The following is a 21,697-nucleotide window of genomic DNA, read 5'->3' as shown; positions in this document are numbered from 1 at the left end:
CGCGATGCTAGTGTCAAGTTGAAGCTGGGGGGGCTTCATGCTGTCCGCGCCCGCGCGTTGCGCCGGTGCGCGAGGGGCGATGTCCCATCCCGACTTTCCGGGGGGCGGGCGGCATGCTTAGGCGCGGTACGGCACTGAGGAGCTTGCTCCTCCAGGCGACATTTCTCAGCGGCTCCCTCGCAGTGGGGGCGGTGGCGGGCGCGGTGCCCAGCCATGCCCAGCAGGCGTGCACGAGCGGCGGAGCGCCAGCCTCCTGCACCGTGTTGCCCCAGGGCCAGATCCAGATCACCTCGAACGGCGCGAATGGGACCAATAGCGACGACACCAGCAGGCAGGGTGGTGTCGGCAGCATCGGGGGCGCTGTCTCCATCTCCAGCGCCAGCCCGGTCAACGGAGCGCTGACGGCGAGCACTTCCGGCGGCGGCGGCGGTGGCGGGTACAACGCCAGCGGCTTCAGTTCCGCCTCGTCCGGCGGCAACGGCGGCAATGGCGGCTCAGCCTCCATCTCCAGCACCGCCGCGCTTTCGACCCCCGGCGGAACCACCTATAGCGGCATCGCCGTCATATCGAGCGGCGGCGGCGGCGGCATGGGTGGTGCCGCCAACTTGGTCGAAGGCGCGCAGCCGGGCGGAGCGGGCGGCGATGGCGGCACCGTCGCCGTCACCAATTCCGGGACCATCACCATCCGCTCCTCCGACACCGCCGGTATCTACGGCGTCGCCACCGGCGGCTCCGGCGGCGTCGGCGGCTACGCCTCCAGCGTCGATTCCGGGGATTCCGGCCGCAGCGGCAACGGTGGACAAGGCGGCGCCATCGTCATCACCAATCTCGGCGCCATCACCACCTTTTCGTCGAACGGCATCGGCATCAAGGCGAACGGGAACGGCGGCAGCGGCGGCAACGGCGCCGGCCTGACGGAATCCTTCGCGGTGGATAGCAGCGCCGGAAACGGCGGCGGCGGCGCGGGGGCCAGCAGCATCGGGACGAACGGCATCGCCCAGGGCAGCGCCATCGGCTTCAGCCAGGCCGCGGTCGCCATCAAGAACTATGGCGCCATCACGATAGCCTCCGGCGCCGGCATCGCCGCCTATGCCACCGGCGGCTTCGGCGGCCTGGCGGGGGCGCAGACCACCAGCCAGGGCGGCAACGGTGGTCAGGGCGGCCTCGTCTACGTGCGCAACGCGGCGGGCATCGTCGTCAGCGGCGACACCGCCTTCGGAATCGGCGCCATCGCCACGGGCGGCGCGGGCAGCCAGGGCGGCACGGAAAGGGATGGCGGCGGCAACGGTGGCACGGGCGGCAACGGCGGCATCGTCACCATCGTCAATGTCCAGGGCACCACGGTGCAGACCAATGGGAGCAAGGCGTTCGGCGTCTATGCCCAGGCCAATGGCGGTGTCGGCGGCGTGTCCGGCTTCAACAGCGGGCTTTCGGCCTCCGGCGGCGGCGGTGGCAATGCGGGCACCGCCTTCATCACCCATGAGGGCGCCATAACGACCGCCGGCCCCGCTGCGCACGGCGTCTATGCGGCCGCGGTCGGCGGCGCCGCCGGCGGCATTCTATACACGGCCAATTCGGGCGGCGGCGTGGGCGGCACCGGCGGCATGGCCAACGCCACGGTCAACAGCGCCGCGACGACCGCGAACACCATCGCCACCACCGGTGCCGGCGCACACGGCATCCTGGTGAACGCGAGCGGCGGCGCCGGTGGCCCGGGCGACAATGGCGGCATGGGCGGGAATGCCGGCACGGCCACGCTGCACGCCTACGGCATCGTCACCGTGTTCGGAGCCAACGCGAACGGCGTCGTCGTCCTCGCGCAAGGCGGCACCGGCGGCAATGCCGAGGTGGACAACGACGGCAACCGCGGCGCGGGCGGCGGCGGCGGTGCCGGCGGCAACGCCTTCGCCTACAATCAGGCCTCCGTTGTCGCGCAGGGCGCGAACGCCATCGGCGTGCTGGTGAGCAGCTCCGGCGGATCGGGCGGCTATTCGAGCGCGCTGGTCTGGCCGCAGAACAGCAAGGACGCCGGCAATGCCACCCTGGTCAACACCGGACCCGTGACGGTGACCAGCGCGGCGGGCGGCGCCGGCATCGTGGTGGAGGCGATCGGCGGCCAGGCGTGCGGCAGCAGCGCCTATTGCGGCCCCGCCGCGGGCGGCAATGGCGGCACGGTCACCGCCACCGTCAACAATTCGGTCTCGACCTCAGGCGTCGGAGCTCCGTCGAGCCCCGGCGGCTTCGTGGCCCCGGCCATCCTCCTCTCGGGCAATGGCGGCAACGGCGGCTATGGCGCGACCTACACCAACATGGCCGCCATCGGCGGCGGCGGGTCCGCGGGCGCGGTCTCCCTCACCGTGTCTCCCCTGGTGTCCGGGCAAACGATCCGGATCTCCACGCTCGGCGCCTCTTCCCCCGGCATCGTCGCGACCGCCGACGGCGGAGCCGGCGGAACCGGCATGACGGAAGACGAGGTCAGCTACATCGGTTCCGGCGGCGTCGGCGGCGCGGCCGGGCAGGTCACGGTCAACACCTATTCCCGCAGCATCTCCATCGTCACATCGGGTGACCGCTCGCCCGGCATCTTCGCGACCAGCTTCGGCGGCACGGGCGGCACGGCGTATTCCTCGGCCTCGGAAGGAAACGAGCTGGGCGGCAATGGCGCCGCGGGCGGTGCCGCGGGCGGGGTCATCGTCAAGAACGGCGCCGCCATCTCCACCACCGGGAACGCGTCCTCCGCCATCGTCGCGCAGAGCGCCGGCGGCGCGGGCGGCACGGACGGGTCCTCGTCCGACGGCCAGTCCGTCTTCAGCGGCAACGGCGGAACCGGCGTGGTCAAGGGCAGCAACGGCGTCGAGATCAATGCCGTGGCGGTGACCAACATCGGCACCCTGCACACCACGGGCGCCACCTCCTACGGCATCCTCGTCTCCAGCACCGGCGGCAACGGCGGGCAGGCTTTCGGCGGCAACGCGACGGCGGGGGTCGGCGCGCCCGGCGGCAATGTCAGCGTCATCAACGGCGGCACCATCACGACGGAAGGCGACAGCAGCCACGCCATCGTCGCCATGACGGTGGGCGGCGGCGGCGGCGCGGGCGGAAGCTATTCGGCCGGCTTGAGCCTCGTGGTCGATGCCGTCGGCGGCGCGGGCGGCGCGGGCGCGGCGGCGGGCAACAGCGACGTCACCAATTCCGCGGCAATCCTGACCCTTGGCGATTCGAGCAACGGCGTCTTTGCCCTCAGCGTGGGCGGCGGCGGCGGTAATGGCGGCAGCGCCTCCGGCTCGTCCCTCGGCGGCTTCGAGGTGCCCTCCATCGCCGTCACCGTCGGCGGCAAGGGCGGTTCGGGCGCCACGGGCGGCGACATCACCGTCACCAATACGGCGGGCGGCGTCATCAGCACAGCGGGCGCGGATTCCGCGGCCATCCGCGCCCTGACCCTGGGCGGCGCGGGCGGCGTGGGCGGATCGGCATCCGCGACCACCTACAGCGCCGGCTTCGGGGATGCGGCGAGCATCAACGTCACCATCTCCGTCGCCGGCTCCGGCGGCTCCGGCGGGCCGGGCGGCACCGTCACCCTCACCAACGACGGCAGGCTCACCACCCTCGGCGACCAGTCGGCGGGCATCCTGGCGCTGAGCCTCGGCGGCGGCGGCGGCGAGGGCGGCAACGCCTATGCCCAGTCCATCGCCTACGGCGTCTCCACGGATGTCGCCCTCACGGTCACCATCGGTGGATCGGGCGGCGCGGGCAGCAGCGGCGAGGCGGTCACGGTGAACAACCAGAACCCGACCTCCTCGATCCTGACCTACGGCTATGCCTCCGACGGCATCATGGCGGTGAGCCTCGGCGGCGGCGGCGGCAACGGCGGCATCGGCTCGTCGAGCGTGCAGACCGTCATGCCGCTCTCGGACTTTATCGACGCCCTGCCGCTGGCGTTCAACACCGGCTGGTCGGCGAACCTCACCATCGGCGGCGACGGCGGCCAGGGGGGCACGGGCGGCAACGTAACGGTCACCAACAACGGCACCATCGCCGTCTTCGGCGCCGATTCACGCGGCATCTTCGCGCAATCCGTGGGCGGCAGCGGCGGCAACGCGGCCGCGGGCCAGGCCACCGCCAGCCAGGATCGGACCTTCATCCTGTCCATCGGCGGATCGGGCGGCTCCGGCGGCAACGGCGGGGCCGTCACCGTCAACAATGACGCCTCCGGGCTGATCTTCACCACGCAGGACGGTGCGCACGGCATCGTCGCCCAGTCCATCGGCGGCGGCGGCGGCACCGGCGGCACCGCCACGGCGGATGCGAGCGGCAGCGCTGCCGCGGAGCTGGGCGACAGCGTCGCCGCGATGGTGATCAACAAGATCGTCCAGACCTACGTGGGCAAGCTGGCCCAGTTCGACCAGCACGTGTTCGAGCCGTCGGTGACGGTGAACCTCTCATTCGGCGGCAGCGGAGGGGCGGGCGGCAACGGCGGCGACGTGAAGGTCGGCAATGCCGGCACCATCGCCACCGGAGGGGCCGGGGGCAGCGGCGGGGATGTCGCCTTCGGCATCTTCGCCCAGTCCATCGGCGGCGGCGGCGGCGCGGGCGGCGCGGCCACCGTGATGGGCACCCGGATGATCGACGCGGAATTCGCGCTCGGCGCCCGCGGCGGGGCCTACGGCTATGGCGGCAACGTCACGGTCAGCGGCACCGGCACCATCACCACCACCGGCGACAGCGCGTTCGGCGTGCTCGCCCAGTCCGTCGGCGGCGGTGGCGGCCTCGGCGGCCTCGCGACGGATCTGTCGCAGATCGTGCTCATTCCCACAATCACGCTGGGCGGAGATATCGCGGCGCAGAACAATTCCGGGGGCGGGACCGTCAAGGTCGGCGTCGCCGGCATCGCCACCCGGGGCGCGGAGGCGCATGCGGTGGTGGCCCAGTCCATCGGCGGCGGCGGCGGCCTCTTCTTCTTCAACCAGGCCGACTATGAAAGCGCGGGCCAGGCCGCCTACCAGTCCGAAATCGGCAGCGCGGTCACGAACGCGGTCGGCGCGGCGACGCTGAGCGCCATCGCTCAGCAGTTCGCCACCGATGTTGCAAGCTCCAGCGCGGCGCTCACGCTCAATCTCGGCGGCCCCGCCTCCTCCGCCTCCGATGCGCAGGGCAACGGCGGCAAGGTCGATGTCACCCTCAACGGGGCGGTCTCGACCACGGGTACCGCCGCGTTCGGCGTGCTGGCCCAGTCCATCGGCGGGGGTGGCGGCTTCGCCACCGACGGCAGCGGCCTGACGGTGAGCACGACCACCGTGAAGGGGCAGCTCGGCGGCGCGCTGCCGCTCCTGGGCGCCGACATGTCCGGCGGCACCGTTACGGTTACGCTCGCAGGTGAGGGGGGTCTCTACACGAGCGGGACGGGTGCCGCCGCGGTGGTGGCCCAGTCCATCGGCGGCGGCGGCGGCTATACCGGCGCCATCAACGCCACCGGCGCGAGCTATGCCGCCTTCCTGCCTGTGATGACGTCGTCATGGGTGCTGGAGGGCAATGTTCAGGGCGGAAACATCACCGTCGCCACGAACGGCTATTTCAGCATCTACACCGCGGGCGACAATGCGCACGGCATCGTCGCCCAGTCCGTGAGCGGTGGCGGCGGCCTGGTGGGCAACGGCAACGGCATCATCCTGCCCGACACGGCCGCCACGAACACCTCGCGCGCGCTGGACCTCGACGGCATCGTCAACGCCCAGGCCGGCACCGTCTCCGTCAATTATACGGGCATGCTGCTCACGCCGGGCGCCGGCTCCGTCGCCATCTTCGCCCAGAGCGGCGTGCAGGGCACGTCCGGCGCCCTGGACCGCACCAACGGGCAGTTTTCCGGCGCCATCAGCATCAACATCGGCGCCGACAGCACGATCATGGGCGGCGCCGCCCAGGGCGCGGGCCAGACCGGTGCCGCCATCGTCCTCGACGGCGGGGGGACCAACACGATCACCATCCAGGACGGCGCCTATGTCGCGGCGGCCTCGGGCCTCGCGGTCGCCTCGCCGTGGGGCAGCAACACGCTCACCAATTACGGGACGGTCTCGGGCGATATCCTGCTCGTCAACACCTCCGCCGCGGCGGGTGGCGGGTCCTCCGTCCAGAACATGCAGGGCGCCACCTATCGCAGCAACGTCTCCACCACCGGCACCATCAATCTCGGCGCCAACGGCACCTTCAACAATGCCGGCACGTTCGACATCGGCGGCGTCGGCAAGATCGCGACGGCGAACCTCACGGGCCAGTTCCAGATGTCGAACGGCGCGGTGCTGGTGGACGTGGCGGAGGCGGGCGCCTCGGACCTGCTGACCATGACCAGCGTCGCCGCCATGACCGGCACCCTCAAGGTCAACGTGATGGGCCCGCTCGACCCGACCGGCAGCTACACGGTGATGTCGCTGCCGCCGTCCGGCACGCCCGCCCTCTCCATGCAGGAGGCGGTCGCGGCGGTGACCGCGACCACCAAGACCGCCAGTGGCGTCAACCTCTACTGGACCGTATCGGCTGACGAATACGACCTGAACATCGCGCCCAGAGCCGATTTCGTCGGCGGCATAAGCGGCCTCACGCCCAACCAGGCGGCCTATGCGCGGCACCTCCAGTCCACGTGGGATGCCGGCGGCTCGGGCCCGCTCAATCAGGTCTACGCCGACCTCATCAACCTTCCGAGCACGGCCGCCTACCGCCTGGCGCTTGCCACCTCCGGGCCCGAGATGATGATGGCGGCGCCGCTGGCGAGCATCATCGAGCTGCGCTCCGCCCTGACCGCGGTGATGAGCTGCCCGGAATTCCAGGCGGCGGGCACGCAGCTGGTGCAGGGCGACTGCACCTGGGCGAGGATTGACGCGAGCCGCACCAGCTACACCCCCGGCGACTACACCGGCTTCACCCTCCAGGGAATCACCTATCGCATGGGGGCGCAGAAGGAGTTCGCGCCCGGCTGGTTCGCGGGCCTCGCCGCAGACGTGATGCTCTCGTCGTTCGATCAGGAGTTCGGCTATGCGCAGGCGGACGGCCAGTCCGTGGGCGTGTCGGCCGCGCTGAAGCACGAGGCCGGCCCCTGGCTGCTGTCGGCCGCCACCCATCTCGGCTACGGCTCGTTCAGCGCGGACCGCTCCTCGGTCATCGGGTCGCATACCTATATGTCGAGCTCTTCCTACGAGGTGCTGAGCGCGGCGGCGCGGCTGCGGGCGGAATATGAGATTCCGTTCAAGGACTGGTACCTCAAGCCCGCCGGGCAGGTCGACCTGATCTACGCCACCGTGCCCGGCTTCACGGAAGGCGGCCACGGCAGCGCCTATGACCTCGCGGTCGCGCAGTCGGACGGGTTCACCGCGGCGCTGAGCCCGTATGTGGAGTTCGGCGCCCGCGTCGACCTGCCGGATGGCTCGACCCTGCGACCGTACGGCACCGCGGGCCTGACCTGGTATTCCGACCATACCTGGACCATGGATGCGAGCCTCGTCGCCGCGCCGGTGGGTTCCGGCACCTTCTCCGCCACGGCGGACATGCCCGACCTCGTCGGAAACATGGGGCTGGGCCTGCAATGGAGCAGCACGTCCGGTGTCGATCTTCGCGCCAATTACGAGGCGGATTTCGGCGCCAACTACCTCTCGCAGACCGGGACGCTGCGCTTCTCCATGCGCTTCTGATCCCCGAGGGGGGTGAAGCCTGCGGCACCAGCCGGAAGCCCAAGGGCTGGGTCGCTGGCTCCGGGGGGCGGCGATTGCCGCTCCCCCGGCCGGGGTCATGCCGCCGTGGCGGCCGGGTTCGTCGACACGGCGGTCGTTTCCAAAAGGGCGAGCGCCCGAGCGGCCCGCGCGGTGACCTCGCCCATATCGTCGCGGCGTTCGGCGTGGCTCATGTCCGTGGTGCGGTCCTTCACCACCATCGCGGCCATGGGCGCCCGGCACCGGCACGCTGACCTCGTTCGCGGAGGTCGGGCCGGCGGCACCTTGCTCCTCCCACAAACGGAACGCAGTCGATGTCCGTTGCCGCGATGAGGCGCGCAGGCTGCGATGCGGGCACCGCGCCCCATTTCGGGATCGCCGGCCACTGGCCGCTCATGCGAGGTTCTGCGGTCGGGCTCTTCATTTCCCGAAGGCGCCGGCCATGCGGGCAGATCGGCGCGGCACTAAGCTTTCGCCACCGGCCCGCGTGGCGGCGAAGGGGCGTTGAAATCACAGACCTCGCGCGCGATCTCGCCGACGCGGCGGCATACGGGATCGCCCAGGTGGAACGCCGCGTATTGCAGCGGGCGGTCAGGGCCCGTGTCCACCACCACGAGGTCGCCGGCGTCCAGGAAGTGCTGGAAATAGTCGCGGGGAATGTAGGTGGCGCCGAGCCCCGCCCGTGCCAGCTCCGCCAGGGCCACGATGGAGTTGCAGGTGATGGGCTTGGCATCTCCCCGCCCCAGCGACACCAGCGCGTCGCGCATGCGGTGGTGCAGCAGTGAGTTTTCCGCGTAGGTGAGCAGCGGCAGCCCGGCCAGCGCCGCGCTGCCGGCGCCGGCCGCCAGCACGCGGGGGCTCACCATCCAGGCATAGTCGAGGCCGCCCAGCTCCACCACCGTGCAGTCCATCCTTCCGTGCGGCAGGGGGCCGAGGACGAGGTCCAGGGCGTGGCGGGTGAGCTGCGGCAGCATGTTCGAGACCACGTCGATGCGCGGCTCCAGGGTGATGAGCGGATAGACCTCCTTCACCGCCGCAAGCAGGGCCGGCAGCCAGGTGAGCGCCACCATTTCCGTCACCCCGAAGCGCAGGCGGCCGCTGTAGGTGTCGGTGTTGCCCAGGGTCAGCTCGATCCGCTCGCGCAGGCGCAGCATGGCCGAGAAATCGCCGATGATCTCCCGCCCCTTGAGGGTGAGGGTGCCGGGCGGGGCGTGACGGTCCAGCACCTCGAGGCCGAACTGGTGCTCCAGCTCGGCGATGCGCTTCGAGATGGTGGACTGGGTGGTGTTGAGCCGCCGCGCCGCCGCCGCGAAGCCGCCCAGCACATGGACCCAGTAGACGGCCTCGATCTGCTTCAGCGTCACCTGCACCGCGCGCACCTCGTTGCCCTGAAATAACGGGAATGATCTGTGTTATGAGAAAATGGAATAAGGCAACATATATTTTTATCCCTTGAAACAATACTATAAAGACGGTTTTTATGGATAAAAGACGCATCCACTGGGATCGAGGAGCAACCGATGACGCGGCCGGGCGGGCGGATCAGCCTGAATTTCGAGCGGATTTCCACTGAGGTGGTGGCGACCGCCAAGGGCATTCCCGTGGCGGTGGTGGGGGACGTGTCGAACCGGCTGTTCTCCTTCCCCGATGGCTTCCGCAATTACTCCGAGGCCGCGCCCGCCTTCGCCGGCCCCGCCTTCACGGTGCGGGTGCGCCCGGGCGACAACCTGTTCCTGCACAAGGCCCTCGATACCGCCTTGCCGGGCGACGTGATCGTCTGCGATGCCGGCGGCGCGCTGGAAAACGCCATCCTGGGCGAAATGATGGGGCGCTATGCGGCCTCGCGCGGCATCGCCGCCATCATCATCGACGGCGCCATCCGCGACCGCGCCGGGCTCGCCAGCCTGCCGATTCCGGTGTTCGCCCGCGGCGTCACCCCCAACGGCCCCTGGAAGAGCGGCCCCGGTGAAATCGGCTACCCGGTTTCCGCGGGCGGGCTCTCCGTCGCCTCCGGCGACCTCGTCATCGGCGATGCCGATGGGGTGCTGGTGCTGCCCCGCGCCGATGCGCCCCAGGTGATCGCCGATGCCCGGAAGCACGCCGAGGTCGAGCACCAATGGGCGGTGCAGATCCGGGAGGGCACCTGGCCGCGCGGCTGGGTGGACGAGGCCCTCGCCAAGCTCTGATCCCGCCAGATCCGCCCCTGCCGCGCCTCACCCCCGGCAGGCCGCCGCCGTTCCGGCGATCCCAGGAGGTCCCCCCGCGATGACATTTTCCCTTCGCCTTCTTGCCGCGGCCGGGCTCGCCGCGCTGCTTCCCTTCTCCGCCATGGCCGAAGAGGCCTATCCGCAGAAGCCCGTCACCATCGTCGTCCCGCAATCGCCGGGCTCGGTGACGGACATCGTGGCCCGGGCCATCAGCGGCCCGCTCTCCAAGGCGCTCGGTCAGCCGGTGGTCGTCGACAACCGCAACGGCGCCAGCGGCATCATCGGCGCCGAGCGTGTGGCCCGCGCCAAGCCGGACGGCTACACCCTGTTCGTCGGCTCGGTGAGCACCCACGGGCTCAATTCCGGCATCTTCAAGACGCTGCCCTACGATCCGCTGAAGGACTTCGCGCCCATCACGCAGATCACGGATTCGCCCCTCGTGATCGCGGTTAATCCCGACAGCAAGATCCGGACCCTGAGCGAGCTGATCCAGCGCGCCAAGGCGGAGCCGGGCAAGCTCACCTTCGCCTCCGCCGGCAACGGCAGCGGTTCGCGCTTCACCGGGGAACTGCTGAAGGCGAGCGCAGGCATCGACCTGACCCACGTGCCCTACCGTGGCCCGGCCGAGGCGGTGGCGGCCGTGGTGGGCGGCGAGGCGACTCTCGCTATCCCCTCCGCGCCGAGCACCCCCACCTTCATCAAGTCCGGCCGGCTGCTCCCGCTGGCGGTGACGGGCGCTATCCGCACCGACCTCCTGCCCGATGTGCCCACCACCGCGGAGCTGGGGTATCCGAGCGTCGCCTTCACGAGCTGGACCGCCCTGTTCGCGCCCGCCGGCACGCCCGAGCCCATCGTCCAGCAGCTTTACCGCACCACCAAGGCGGTGCTGGCCGAGCCGGAGGTGCGCAAGGCCCTGTCCGATGTCGGCGCGAGCCCGGTGGGCTCCACGCCGGATGAGCTGCGTGCGTTCGTGGAATCCCAGGTCGCGACCTGGACCAAGGCCGCCCGCGACGCCAACATCTCGGAGAACTGAGCCCGGCCGGCTCCGGCACCTCCCTGAAGCCCGCCCGCGCCGCGGCCGGGCTTCGCCCCATAGCGGCAGGACAGCTCATGCGCTCAGCCATCCGGAACGGCCGCAATCTGGTGATCGGCCTGATCTACATCGCCTTCGGGCTGGGATTCCTGCTGCTCTCGCGCGCCTATCCCATGGGCACGCTCGCCAAGATGGGGCCGGGTTATCTGCCGGCCGTGCTGTCGCTCGTGCTCATTGCCGTGGGGGCTGCATCGGTGGCGCTCTCCCTCACGGGCCCCGCGGAGGCAGTGGCGCGGCTGAACCTGCGCGCCGCCGCCTTCGTGGTCGCGGCCGTGGCCGGCTTCGCCTTCCTGCTCGAGCGGGCCGGGCTCGTCATCGCCCTGGCCGTGCTGCTCGGCGTCAGCGGCGGCGCCAGCCGGGAGAGCCGGCTCGATCTTCCGACCCTCGCCGCCAGCGCCATCATCATCGCGCTTTGCGTTCTGGTGTTCGTGGTGGGGCTGGGCCTGCCCATGCCGCTCATTGGCAGATGGTTCCGCTGATCGCCCCGGAGGGCACCCCTTGGATCTCCTCTCCCACCTCGCGCTCGGTTTCTCGACGGCGGTCTCGTTCGACAATCTCGTCTATTGCTTTGTGGGCGTCACCCTTGGCACGCTCATCGGCGTGCTGCCGGGGCTCGGGCCCGTGCCCACCATCGCGATGCTGCTGCCGCTCACCTACGGCATGCGGCCGGACACGGCGCTCATCATGCTCGCCGGCATCTTCTACGGCGCGCAATACGGCGGCTCCACCTCGGCTATTCTGGTGAACCTGCCAGGGGAATCCTCCTCCGTCATCACGGCGGTGGAAGGCCATCAGCTCGCCCGCCAGGGCAAGGCCGGCAAGGCGCTAGCGGTGGCGGCCATCGCCTCCTTCGTGGCCGGCACCATCTCCACCGTGCTCATCGCCCTGTTCGCGCCGCCGCTGGCGGAGGTCGCCATCCACTTCGGCGCCCCGGAGTATTTCTCGCTCATGCTGTGCGGCCTGGTGGCGGCGGTGCTGCTCGCCAACGGCTCGCTGCTGCACGGCTTCGGCATGATGGTGCTGGGCCTGCTGCTGGGGCTGGTGGGCACGGACGTGAACTCCGGTGCCCAGCGCTTCACCTTCCAGGTGAGCGAGCTTGCCGACGGCATCGGCTTCGTGGTGGTGGCCATGGGCCTGTTCGGCCTTGGCGAGATCATGGCCAATCTCGACCACGTGGAAGCCCCCGCCGCGCCGCCGCACCAGGTGGGCGGGCTATGGCTCGACCGCGACGACATCCGGCGCAGCGTCGGCCCCACCCTGCGCGGCACCCTGTTCGGCTCGCTGCTCGGCGTGCTGCCGGGGGGCGGGGCGCTGCTCTCCTCCTTCGCGGCCTATTCGGTGGAGAAGAAGATCTCCCCCAATCGCGGCCGGTTCGGCCACGGCGCGCTGGAAGGGGTGGCCGCGCCGGAGAGTGCCAACAACGCCGGCGCGCAGACCTCCTTCATCCCCATGCTGACCCTGGGCATCCCTTCCAACCCGGTGATGGCGCTCATGATCAGCGCCATGATGATCCAGGGCATCCAGCCCGGCCCCTCCATGATGGTGGACCAGCCCGAGCTGTTCTGGGGCGTCATCGCCTCCATGTGGATCGGCAATCTGATGCTGCTGATCCTGAACCTGCCCTTGATCGGCCTGTGGGTGAAGGTGGTGGCGGTGCCCTACAGGCGGCTCTACCCGGCGGTGCTCATGCTTTGCGCGGTGGGCGTGTTCAGCCTCTCCGGCAGCACCTTCGACATCTACATGATGACCGCCTTCGGCGTGCTCGGATACGTCTTCGCCAAGCTGAGGCTGGAGGCGGCACCGCTGCTGCTCGGCCTGTTGCTGGGGCCCATGATGGAGGAATACCTGCGCCGGGCGCTGCTGCTCTCGGGCGGGGACATGAGCATCTTCCTCACGCGCCCGGCGAGCGCCGCCCTGCTGCTGGTGGCTGCTGTCGGCACGGTCGTCGTCATGCTGCCGGCCATTCGCCGCACCCGCGGCGAGGTGTTCGCGGAATAAGCAGCTCGCCGGGGCGCTTCAGGGCACCCCGGCGCGCGACGAGCAAGGGCACCACGCCGAGCGGCGCGGCGAGTCAGCCGGAACTCGAATCTGGAATCGTACCCCGAAGGGGCGTGGGTCGAGATATCTGGGCGCGGGTACAGTCGCGGATACAAAGGCCCGCGCCACGAACAAAACCCAAATTAAATGAATGGCTTATGGATGGCGGAGAGAGAGACCGCCTAGAATTCAGCCTAGGCGGTGTGGACGGATTTGGCGGGGTCGAAGCGGGGGGATTCCCTTCCGGCTGTTTCGGTGATTCATAGAGGGTCGGCTTTTGGCGAGGTCGACCATGCTGACGCGGATGACGGACGAGGATTGGGCGGTGGCGCTGGATGTGTTCCACGCCTGCCGCTCGCGGCGGGGCGACAAGGGGCGAGACGACCGCAAGTTCCTCGAAGCCATGCACTATTTCACCGTGCACAACATCTCCTGGCGGGCGCTGCCGGCGGAGTTCGGGTCCTGGAACAGCGTCTGGAAACGGTTCTGGCGGCTGCGCCAGGCCGGCGTGTTCGAGCTGTTCTTCGAAACGCTGGCTTCGCTCAGCCGCACCGCGCATCTGGTTCAGATGTTCGATTCCACCGTGGTGCGTGCCCACGTCTCCGCCGCCGGGGCAAAAGGGGGCAGCAAGGCCACGCCCTCGGGCGCTCACGCGGCGGCTTCTCCACTAAGATCCACCTCAAGAGTGACTTCGAGGGCCACCCGATCGCCTTCCACCTGACCGGCGGCGAGGCCGGCGACAGCCCGCTGTTCAAGCTGCTGCTGGATCTTGGTCCCGATGTGAAGCCCCGCGCGGCGCTCGCCGACAAGGGCTATGACGCCAAGGCCAACCGGGCGCTGGCCCGAGCGCGCGGCATCGCGCCCGCCATCCCGTTCAAATCCAACGCGAAGGATCGTCCCGCCTTCTTCCCGAAGGCGCTCTACAAGGGCCGGGCCCGCATCGAGCAGTGCTTCGGAAAGCTCAAGCGTTTCAAGCGCGTCGCCCTGCGCTGCGAGAAGACAGAGCGCGGCTTCGCCGCAATCGTCGCGCTCGCCTTCTCATTCATCCTCATCAAATCCGTCCACACCGCCTAGGCGAGGTCCTAGGAGGCTCGGCGCGCTTGGCCATCCCCACCATTCCCGGATGGGTGCGACCATATCACCGGAAGAGGGGCATCAACAACGCGGCCTTTGCCATTGCCTTTGCGTAGGGCATCATCGCTCAATCTGATGGGGAGACTGGTCATGGCTAAGATTGTGCGTCGAGAGGTGCGGAAGCGGGGCTTTTTTGGATGGATCTTTCTGTTGATTTTCCTGCTCTTCAACGCCGTTATGGTGCTCTGGCTAATCTCTTACCTCGGTTCCCTTTCAGAAGTGACGGCCGTTTCCGAAGCTGAAAAGGCTGGCCGCGCGATCGGGGGCACAATCGGAGCTGGGTTCCTGTTAGTCGTGTGGGCACTTGGCGCCGTGATAACAGGGCTGCTCGCCATCGTGACACGGGGCTCCAAGACGATTGTTGAAGAGATGGTGGAACAATGACGCATATCGTGCAGCGGCGAGCGCTCTGCGCATATGTCCTCATCCTGACGGCTACCCCTGCGATTGCTCAGGAAATGCCACGCTACGACCCCGAAGGCTGGTGCAAGCGTGTCTCGGAGGTCGGGGGCGGCTCTAGCGAGTGGATACAGGGAGCGTGCCTGGAGCAGGAACAAATCGCCTACGATAAGCTGAAGCCGGTCTGGAAAGAGGTCCCGAAGAAAACACGAAATTGGTGCGATCAGGTCGCCAAGAGTGGCGGACGTGGTTCTTACGCAATGCTGGAGCAATGCGTAGATATGGAGTTTTTCGCCAAGCAGAAGAATGAAAATTCAAAGTTCCGCTTCTGATGCCGGCCCCGCTTGGCTCGCCACCGAAAGCTCAAGATTGCGTTCCGATAAGGCCGTCGCGTTGTCCTGCGCGGCCTTCGCTTCCGCCTTCAGGCGCTTGACATCGGCGGCCGTCACCTTCTGGCCGTCGATCACAAGGGCCTCGACCTGATCGCGGACCTCCGGTGGGGTCGACGGGGCGGCAAGCTCGTAGAGAGCTTCGGTCCCGATTTGCGTAAGGCTTACGCTTTTGCCGCCGTACACATCCGCAACGTTCATGAGCTTGTTCGCGGTGCTGCGGCTCATGCCGAACTCGGCCGCAATCCACGGCAGGAACATCCCGTGCGGGACCGCTCTCCGATCCGGGTGACCGCCAACGCCTATCTCCTGAACTGAACGACACCAGCCTCGGGCTCAGGGCGGGCGGCTTGCTGAAGGGCCTCTTCGATGTCCAGGCCGCTCGTGAGGCCCGCCACGACCTCGCGCTCCCGGCTGCGGGCTCGGGGGTCGGATAGCGCCATGCTGACGCGCCGCATCGCCTCGGCCTCGCCCCAACTGAACGCGACAGCGAAGGGAAAGACCGCCTCTTCTGAGGGGCGTTCGACGCACTCCGCGAATACCCGGACGGCTCTTTTGGTCGCTCCCTCGGTCACCCCCATGGCCTCGAACACGTTCACCGTTCCGGAAAGCTCTCCGGACGCCACTCGATCCGCCATCTGACGCACGGTCGCGTCCCAGAGGACGGGCTCCAGTGCCGACATGTCTTCCCTTCCGAGCAACTTCGACATCGTCATCTCCTCAAGCGAGCGTCAGGCCGATGTCGGCCTGCACGGCCCGCATCGCATTCCTGATGCCCTGCGAGACTTTCCGCTCGACCTGGGCGGCAAGCTCGTCGAGGCCCACACCAGAGATCGAAACGCTGATGTGATTGGTGACCTGCGGTGGCGCGTCCGGCCCAGCAGCGACCCGCGGGTGGATGTAGCCGTCCTGGCCGGGGCTGAAGATTTCGGGCCGGTGCTCGCCAACCAGATAAGAGCTGCCGCGCGAGACCCGCCCGCCGGCCGCACGATGTCCGATCCCGCCCGCGCCATCAGCGGCGGGAGCCGGAGGGCCGGAAGGAGCCGGAGCCACCGGAGCCCCGCCGCCGAGCCACGAAGGCATACTCGGCCAACGGATCAAGCTGCTAATGTCGATGTTCCCGATCGCGGCCATAATCCGGCCCGGCAGGGAGGCGAACCACGTCACCAGCTCGTCGATCTTCGTCTTGACCGCGTTGACCAGACCGTCCGCAAGGTTATAGCCCCAGGCTTCCCAACTGGCCTTCCCGCCAGCATCGAGCCGTTCGGGCGTCAGGAATTCACTGATCCACGTTCCGACGCTGCTGAGACCATCAGAGATGGTTTTGTAGACCCCGGAGAAGTCGAAGATGCGATCAAATGCAGCCTTAGCCGCCTCTGGGTCAGCTCCGAACCACTCCGCGACATTCCCCACGGAGTTGCGCAACCATTCCCAGGTCTGAGACGCCTTCTCGCGTACCCAATCAAAGGCCGGCGCCAGTTCCTCCCCGATCCTCGCTCCGACCCCAGAGAAGACCGCAACGATGCGGTCCCAATACTTCCAGATCATCACACCCGCGGCAGCAAGTACGCCCACGATTACCGCGATGGCCGCCGCTACCGGAGCCGAGACCCCTGCGAAGACGGACCCCAGCGCCAGCCCCACCTGGGCGATGATCCGGAAGACGGTCGCGAGGGGCGCGAACACCATACGGGCGAGCCCCATGCCCACAACCTTCAGGCCCGTGAGGGCTCCACGGATCAACCGCAGCGGATTGAGGAGCCCGAGCGCGGAGGCTCCGAGAAGCCGCAGGGCACCGCCGCGCCCCACAATCATCGAGGCGGCGGCGAAGCCCATCAGGCTATGCCTGAGAGCCCGGAAGAGAGCGAAGAAAGGGGTGAGCGCTCGGAGGAGGCCGCCGCGCGCAATCATTCCGAGACCAGCCACGATGCGACCGGAGCCCGCGACCGTCGCCACGCCCGCGACCTTGGAGGCAGAACCCAAAAGACCGAGCGTGCCGACCAGAAGACCACCAACCGCCATAAACCCCGAGGCCGCCATCCCGAGCGGGATCATGGCCACGGTGGCTAACCCCGCGTAGGCGACCCATTTGAGAAGGCTGGGGTTGCTCTTAGAGATCCCCTCAAGCGCATCGGCGAAATCCTCCAATGCCTTCGTGACCGTCTGGAGGATCCCGGACTTCCCGATCGCGATGATAACCCGCTCGAAGGCGGCGCCGAAGCGTGCCCAAGCCCCGACCACACCCTCCATCCGGAGCTTCACCGCCTCCTCGATGTACCCGAAGGCATTGTCCATGATGTCCTTCAGGACGGTCGGGACATCGCCCACCAGGGCGGTAATCAAACGGGCACCTTGCCGCTGATCGAAGATATTCGCAAGATCCCCTACGGTCGCGCCCTTCTTCTTCAGGGCCTCCAGGAACCCGATGAGGTCGATCTTGTCCGCGGATTGCAGGAGCGCGTTCGAGATCGCCTCCGCGATCTTATCGCGATCCATCGCCCCGCCCTCGCCGAGCGCGCCCACGATCACGTCCGTGAGCTTCGCGACCGTGCCGGCGGGATCGAACTTCAGCGACGGATCGTCCAGGACCTGCTGGATCTGTTTCTTCACCCCGGTGGCGTTGATGCCGCCCGCCTCTAGGTTCTTCACGATCGCGTTGGCATCCACCTTGCGGCTGCTCGTCACGAAGTCGTTCAGATTGACGTTCAGTGCCGCGAGAGCACCGAGCATCCCCTTAGTGGGCTTCACCATGCGGACCAGAGCGGAACGCATCGCCACGCCGGCCTCAGAACCGCGGATGCCGTTGTTCGCCATCACGGCCGAGATGGCAGAGACCTGTTCCAGCGATATGCCCGCGGCAGCCGCAATCGGGCCAACATACTTGAAGGTCTCGCCCAGCAACCGAATGTCGGTATTGGACTTGTTCGCCGTGTAGGAAAGCACGTCGTTGATGCGGGCCATCGAGGCCATGGCCTGAGCGGCGTTCGCCATCGGGAGCCGCATGGCGGTCAGGATGTTGGTCGCGATATCGGCGGCCTGCGGAACGTCAATATCGCCCGAGAGCGCGAGCTTCAGGGTCCCCGGCAGCGTGCCCTTCACCTGATCGGGGTTGAAGCCCGTGCGGGCAAGCTCAACGGCCGCCTTCATGGCGTCCGTTGGCTTAATCATGCCCATGGATCTCGCGAGCTTCTCGATCTCGACCCGCTGCTCGGCCGTCGCGCCCGAGACCGCCCGGAAGGTGTTGCCGGCCTTCTCGAACTCGTAGGCGGTCTTAGCCCCAACGGCCCCCAGGATCGCCATCGGGAGTGAGACCGTGGTGGTGATTTTCTCCGTGTTCTTCTGGACCAGCGCCATGTCGCGCCGGACCGCCGCCATCGTGCCCAGCGGCGCCATGGCGGCAACCTTGCTCGCGCCCACGAGCTGCTGAAGCGAGCGGGCCGCTGTCTTGGCGGGGCCGCTCACGCCATCGATCAGCCGGACGATCAGGCGACTGGTGCGGTCGGCCATAGCGTACCTCCGCCTCAGTTAGTGCCATTGTCCGCGTAGATGATCGGGCGCGGCGCCTCGCCCTTCGGGGCGTGCATCTCAGGAGCCGGCAGCGGAGGGACGTAGAACGTCGCAACCGCTCCATACCCATCCAGATCCCAATCCGGGATAGCGGGAAGGATGGTCTGCACCGAGATGCTATAGGCCGGAGCGTACAGGATCTCGTGGACGGATCGCACGCGCCACTCGACCGGCCGGAGGGTCTCGTCGCCCCGCCCCGCTTCCCCGAGCTTCAGATTGACCTCTCGGACCCGTTCCTCGGCCGCCTGAAGGCGGCCGAGCATCCTGAGCAGCTCCCGCTGGTGGGGCACCCATTCGACGCGCAGTTCCTCCGCGCAAGCCTTCGCCTCGGCCTCGGCCTCGTCGCGCTCCCTGGTCAGCGCCTCCGCGACTTCGCGTTCCCGTGCCTCGGCGAGCCGGACGGTCAGCTCGTTCCGCGCAATCTGCGCGCGCTCCAGGGCCTTCTGGGCGCCGGTCACGGCCGTGTCGTGGCGATCGAGATCCGCATCGGTGGCACCACCGATCAGGGCTTCACGACGCGCCGCTTCGGCGGCGAGAACCTGCTCGCGCAGGGCCTGAAGATCGATCTTGGTGAGCGCGGTTTCCAGGTCGCGCGAGGTCGGAGCCTTCTTGCCCGTAAGGCGGGCCAAAATCTCAGACAACATCTTCCTCTCCGATTTTGAGGGAGCCGATAGGCACGAGCGGTTCGACGATGTCGTGGACCTGCTGGCCGGTCAGAACACCGTGCTCCATGAGCGCGTCGGCCAGCTCTTCTATTGCCGTCCAGACGTTTCGACGCCGGACGATATCGATGGTTTGGCCCTCAAGGTCACGATAGCACTTCAGGTACTCCGTGTCAGGAACATCCAGGCCAATTTTGCTAACGATCTGAATAAAAGTGCGGCATCGATCACAAAATCCGAAGGGCAGCTCTCGGATAGCCCTCGCGTGCTCGACAAGTTCTTCATCGCATGGGCTGTCGTGCCACTGAACGCCCCAGTTCTTCGCGATGTCACCAGCCTCCAGGATCATGACACTGGCGCGCCACAACACTCCCGAGAAGTCGATGGAAGCCAACGGCGCGCCGTCAATCTGGGCGCCGTTCACACGGGCTCCGAGCCCGATCGCGACCACTGCATGGCCGGCCTCGTGAAGCGCAACGTTCACCCACCGCGGCTCTTCGTGCCGCGCGATCTCCTCCACCACCTCGCCCGTCCATTCGTGCGGCGTCGTGTCCCGGATCTGTTCCGCGGGCTCGATGAGCCTGCGGTGAGAACCCGGCCCGCCATTGCAGCAGCGCCGGACCCGATAAGTGATTGCATCCTCAGTCAACTGTTTTTCCTCTCGCGCAAGCAAAATGAGTTTTCGAAACTGCAGAAGATCCTCAGATCCTGCGGGGCCGCGTTCCCGCACCAGGGGGCGTCAGGGAAGAACCTATGGGGTGGGGGCTCTCGTGGCCTCCGGAGCCCCAGGGCAGGCGTGGCGTGGTTCCGGATGGGGGGGCGGGTGCGGGTCATTCAGCCGCCCTCGGGCACGGTGGGCGGTCGAGCGCATGCTCGATCTCTCGGGCCTGGAACGCCAGCCTGTTCCGTGCCTTCCCGGCCGTCATGTTGATGAGCAGACGGATGCGCCTCAGCGCGTTCAGCCCAAGTGAGGTGAGGGTGACGCGGGCCTCCGGCCCCGCCAGGACGCTGCGCCTGTAGATCTTCAGCCTCACCCAGTAGTTATCCGCCATGGACGCGGCTTCGTGGCGCAGTCCCTCGATCAACGCGGGCTCCTGGTGACGCCAGATCCGCAAAGCGAACCTGTTCCAAGGGAGGCTGAAGAGACCGGAGGGCTCAGGCGCGAGCACGCCGGCCTGGACAAGCTCCTCGATCTCGTGGGGTGCGAGGTCGAGTTCGCGCTCCAAGCGATCCTCGTTCACGATGCTCACGCGCGCCTCCTGTCGTCATCGGACCGGGGCTCGGCTAGGCGGGCGGCCTTGCCGCCCTGGATGAGCCCAAGGGTCTGGCTCACCGGGTTGCCGTCCGGATCCGTAATCGCGAACCACCGGGCGCGACACACGAGGTACTTCCTGGACCGGAGGATCAGCCCCTCGCTCTCCAGATCGAAAATCGCGGGCCAGATCCACCGGATGCCCAGCTTCTTGGCGATGTCGCGTACGTCGTGCGCCATGCCATCCTCTAGTAAGCAGAGAACGCGGTCATGCGGGCGAGCGGCGTCAGCCGCGCGAGCGGAGATGGGAGAGGTCATACGATCCTCCTGAGTTTCAAGATGGGGCGGGAAAGGTCACGGAGCCGCTCCGCAAGCGCGCGGCTCGGCTCCATGAGCGACTTGAGGCGCGCGCCCAAGGGGCGCGTCATGCTGTTCTGGTAAGTGAAGTACGCCAGGACGGCGGCTTCCGGCTTCCGCCGGGGCGCTTTTCGGGTGGGCGGCTTCGGCCGCACGGGCTTGACACGACCCGTGGCACAAACTGCGTCCGCTATATAAGAACTCTCTTCTCTTATATGGCGGACAGACTTTGTGCCATCGGTGCCAACCGGCATCGGCCGGCCTTTCCGGTACCATGTCCGGCGGCTCCAACCGAACGCCTCCCACGGCTTAAGGTCCGTGAGGGTGGCCTTGCGGGGCTGAGCCGCGCGAGCGGCCGACCGTTCAGCGGCCTTCCGCGTCTTGTCGGTCACGCGCCTTTCCTCCACGATCTCTTCGAAAGTCATGTCGAAAGGGCGGATGGTCCGGATCTTGAGACGACGACGCTCGGCAGCGCTCACGCGGAGCAGTTGCCCAAGCCGCTCGGCGCTGAAGCGCCTGGGCTTCTCGACCACGAGCGCGATGGCGCGTTCGATCTCCGCCGGGTCGGCTGCGGGCGCCCACTTGCCGAGCCATGCACGGCAGATGTCCGACACGGGCGACCGGGCACTGCCGGCCCGGCCCGCAATCGCGCGTTCGTGCATAACGATGTGGTTGAGCGCGATCATTCCGATGAGCAGCGCGTCGTCGGTGTCCATGAAGGCGCCATGCCGGTGCCGGATCAGGTCCTCGATCTCCTGCACGCGCTGACCCGCAAGCGACCACAGACCCGCACCTGCGGGGCCGCCCCGGCGTTCAGTAAGCTGGCACTTGCCGATCGCCTTGTGTGACCGGAATGAACGCTCAGTGCCCGCCGGGCGTTCGTTGGTACGGGGGGCTGCGCTCATC

The 21,697-nt window shown here is 68.1% G+C and carries 18 protein-coding genes and 1 pseudogene; 9 read left to right on the top strand and 10 right to left on the bottom strand.

Going from position 1 to position 21,697, the window contains the following annotated elements; translation table 11 throughout:
• The first annotated feature begins 113 nt into the window (after positions 1-113).
• Positions 114-7,676 (top strand): hypothetical protein, encoded by a 7,563-nt coding sequence (locus tag V5F75_RS19820; protein WP_509212119.1) that lies wholly within the window; start codon positions 114-116, stop codon positions 7,674-7,676.
• Positions 7,677-7,771: 95 nt separating this feature from the next.
• On the opposite strand, the gene V5F75_RS19815 is transcribed toward V5F75_RS19820, so the two are convergent.
• The gene (locus V5F75_RS19815) at positions 7,772-7,924 is read right to left on the bottom strand and encodes a hypothetical protein (protein WP_394037642.1); all 153 of its coding nucleotides are present in this window, start codon (positions 7,922-7,924) and stop codon (positions 7,772-7,774) included.
• Between the two features lie 234 nt (positions 7,925-8,158).
• Positions 8,159-9,073 (bottom strand): LysR family transcriptional regulator, encoded by a 915-nt coding sequence (locus V5F75_RS19810; RefSeq protein WP_394037644.1) that lies wholly within the window; start codon positions 9,071-9,073, stop codon positions 8,159-8,161.
• Positions 9,074-9,214: 141 nt separating this feature from the next.
• On the opposite strand from V5F75_RS19810, the gene V5F75_RS19805 reads away from it, so the two are divergent.
• The 8 genes and pseudogenes from V5F75_RS19805 to V5F75_RS19770 all read left to right on the top strand — a co-directional run bounded on the left by V5F75_RS19805 (position 9,215) and on the right by V5F75_RS19770 (position 14,896).
• Positions 9,215-9,880, top strand: coding sequence for an RraA family protein (locus V5F75_RS19805; protein WP_394037646.1), 666 nt, complete (start codon positions 9,215-9,217; stop codon positions 9,878-9,880).
• Between the two features lie 79 nt (positions 9,881-9,959).
• A complete protein-coding gene (locus V5F75_RS19800) occupies positions 9,960-10,934 on the top strand; it encodes a Bug family tripartite tricarboxylate transporter substrate binding protein (protein WP_394037648.1) in 975 nt (324 codons plus the stop codon).
• A gap of 77 nt (positions 10,935-11,011) precedes the next feature.
• A complete protein-coding gene (locus tag V5F75_RS19795) occupies positions 11,012-11,473 on the top strand; it encodes a tripartite tricarboxylate transporter TctB family protein (protein ID WP_394037650.1) in 462 nt (153 codons plus the stop codon).
• A 19-nt stretch (positions 11,474-11,492) separates the two neighbouring features.
• Positions 11,493-12,992: a tripartite tricarboxylate transporter permease gene (locus V5F75_RS19790; RefSeq protein WP_394037652.1), complete on the top strand. Its 1,500-nt coding sequence runs from the start codon at positions 11,493-11,495 to the stop codon at positions 12,990-12,992.
• 331 nt (positions 12,993-13,323) lie between these two features.
• Positions 13,324-13,491, top strand: a pseudogene (locus V5F75_RS19785) (transposase); the annotation flags it as partial.
• Positions 13,464-14,105: an IS5 family transposase gene (locus tag V5F75_RS19780; RefSeq protein ID WP_509212177.1), complete on the top strand. Its 642-nt coding sequence runs from the start codon at positions 13,464-13,466 to the stop codon at positions 14,103-14,105. The pseudogene V5F75_RS19785 and the gene V5F75_RS19780, both read left to right, overlap by 28 nt.
• A gap of 150 nt (positions 14,106-14,255) precedes the next feature.
• Positions 14,256-14,549 (top strand): hypothetical protein, encoded by a 294-nt coding sequence (locus V5F75_RS19775; protein ID WP_394035227.1) that lies wholly within the window; start codon positions 14,256-14,258, stop codon positions 14,547-14,549.
• Positions 14,546-14,896: a hypothetical protein gene (locus V5F75_RS19770; RefSeq protein ID WP_394035226.1), complete on the top strand. Its 351-nt coding sequence runs from the start codon at positions 14,546-14,548 to the stop codon at positions 14,894-14,896. Before V5F75_RS19775 ends, V5F75_RS19770 begins: the two co-directional genes overlap by 4 nt.
• On the opposite strand, the gene V5F75_RS19765 is transcribed toward V5F75_RS19770, so the two are convergent.
• The 8 genes from V5F75_RS19765 to V5F75_RS19730 all read right to left on the bottom strand — a co-directional run bounded on the left by V5F75_RS19765 (position 14,879) and on the right by V5F75_RS19730 (position 21,696).
• Positions 14,879-15,214, bottom strand: a complete 336-nt coding sequence (locus tag V5F75_RS19765) for a hypothetical protein (RefSeq protein ID WP_394035225.1) — start codon at positions 15,212-15,214, stop codon at positions 14,879-14,881. The two genes, V5F75_RS19770 and V5F75_RS19765, sit on opposite strands and share 18 nt — an antisense overlap.
• A 41-nt stretch (positions 15,215-15,255) precedes the next feature.
• A complete protein-coding gene (locus V5F75_RS19760; RefSeq protein WP_394035224.1) occupies positions 15,256-15,663 on the bottom strand; it encodes a hypothetical protein in 408 nt (135 codons plus the stop codon).
• Positions 15,664-15,673: 10 nt separating this feature from the next.
• Positions 15,674-18,460 carry a phage tail tape measure protein gene (locus V5F75_RS19755; protein WP_394035223.1) on the bottom strand — a complete coding sequence of 929 codons (2,787 nt, stop codon included), beginning with the start codon at positions 18,458-18,460 and terminating at the stop codon, positions 15,674-15,676.
• Positions 18,461-18,474: 14 nt separating this feature from the next.
• Positions 18,475-19,164 (bottom strand): hypothetical protein, encoded by a 690-nt coding sequence (locus V5F75_RS19750; protein WP_394035222.1) that lies wholly within the window; start codon positions 19,162-19,164, stop codon positions 18,475-18,477.
• A complete protein-coding gene (locus V5F75_RS19745) occupies positions 19,154-19,831 on the bottom strand; it encodes a hypothetical protein (protein ID WP_394035221.1) in 678 nt (225 codons plus the stop codon). The genes V5F75_RS19750 and V5F75_RS19745 overlap by 11 nt, the downstream gene beginning before the upstream one ends.
• A gap of 181 nt (positions 19,832-20,012) precedes the next feature.
• On the bottom strand, positions 20,013-20,432 hold the full coding sequence (locus tag V5F75_RS19740) for a hypothetical protein (protein WP_394035220.1): 420 nt from the start codon (positions 20,430-20,432) through the stop codon (positions 20,013-20,015).
• Positions 20,429-20,674, bottom strand: a complete 246-nt coding sequence (locus V5F75_RS19735; RefSeq protein ID WP_509212118.1) for a hypothetical protein — start codon at positions 20,672-20,674, stop codon at positions 20,429-20,431. The genes V5F75_RS19740 and V5F75_RS19735 overlap by 4 nt, the downstream gene beginning before the upstream one ends.
• A gap of 74 nt (positions 20,675-20,748) precedes the next feature.
• Positions 20,749-21,696 (bottom strand): hypothetical protein, encoded by a 948-nt coding sequence (locus tag V5F75_RS19730; RefSeq protein WP_394035218.1) that lies wholly within the window; start codon positions 21,694-21,696, stop codon positions 20,749-20,751.
• Between the last annotated feature and the right edge of the window lies 1 nt (position 21,697).

This window comes from Xanthobacter albus (genome assembly GCF_043194895.2).
Lineage (GTDB): Bacteria > Pseudomonadota > Alphaproteobacteria > Rhizobiales > Xanthobacteraceae > Xanthobacter.
This window is presented reverse-complemented; position numbering and strand designations above follow the sequence as displayed.

What these genes read in the sequence shown, in the direction of transcription:
- V5F75_RS19820 (WP_509212119.1), top strand. Translation starts at nt 114, where the DNA reads ATGCTTAGGCGCGGTACGGCACTGAGGAGCTTGCTCCTCCAGGCGACA.
- V5F75_RS19815 (WP_394037642.1), bottom strand. Translation starts at nt 7,924, where the DNA reads ATGGCCGCGATGGTGGTGAAGGACCGCACCACGGACATGAGCCACGCC.
- V5F75_RS19805 (WP_394037646.1), top strand. Translation starts at nt 9,215, where the DNA reads ATGACGCGGCCGGGCGGGCGGATCAGCCTGAATTTCGAGCGGATTTCC.
- V5F75_RS19800 (WP_394037648.1), top strand. Translation starts at nt 9,960, where the DNA reads ATGACATTTTCCCTTCGCCTTCTTGCCGCGGCCGGGCTCGCCGCGCTG.
- V5F75_RS19795 (WP_394037650.1), top strand. Translation starts at nt 11,012, where the DNA reads ATGCGCTCAGCCATCCGGAACGGCCGCAATCTGGTGATCGGCCTGATC.
- V5F75_RS19775 (WP_394035227.1), top strand. Translation starts at nt 14,256, where the DNA reads ATGGCTAAGATTGTGCGTCGAGAGGTGCGGAAGCGGGGCTTTTTTGGA.
- V5F75_RS19770 (WP_394035226.1), top strand. Translation starts at nt 14,546, where the DNA reads ATGACGCATATCGTGCAGCGGCGAGCGCTCTGCGCATATGTCCTCATC.
- V5F75_RS19765 (WP_394035225.1), bottom strand. Translation starts at nt 15,214, where the DNA reads ATGTTCCTGCCGTGGATTGCGGCCGAGTTCGGCATGAGCCGCAGCACC.
- V5F75_RS19760 (WP_394035224.1), bottom strand. Translation starts at nt 15,663, where the DNA reads ATGTCGAAGTTGCTCGGAAGGGAAGACATGTCGGCACTGGAGCCCGTC.
- V5F75_RS19755 (WP_394035223.1), bottom strand. Translation starts at nt 18,460, where the DNA reads ATGGCCGACCGCACCAGTCGCCTGATCGTCCGGCTGATCGATGGCGTG.
- V5F75_RS19750 (WP_394035222.1), bottom strand. Translation starts at nt 19,164, where the DNA reads ATGTTGTCTGAGATTTTGGCCCGCCTTACGGGCAAGAAGGCTCCGACC.
- V5F75_RS19735 (WP_509212118.1), bottom strand. Translation starts at nt 20,674, where the DNA reads ATGGCGCACGACGTACGCGACATCGCCAAGAAGCTGGGCATCCGGTGG.
- V5F75_RS19730 (WP_394035218.1), bottom strand. Translation starts at nt 21,696, where the DNA reads ATGAGCGCAGCCCCCCGTACCAACGAACGCCCGGCGGGCACTGAGCGT.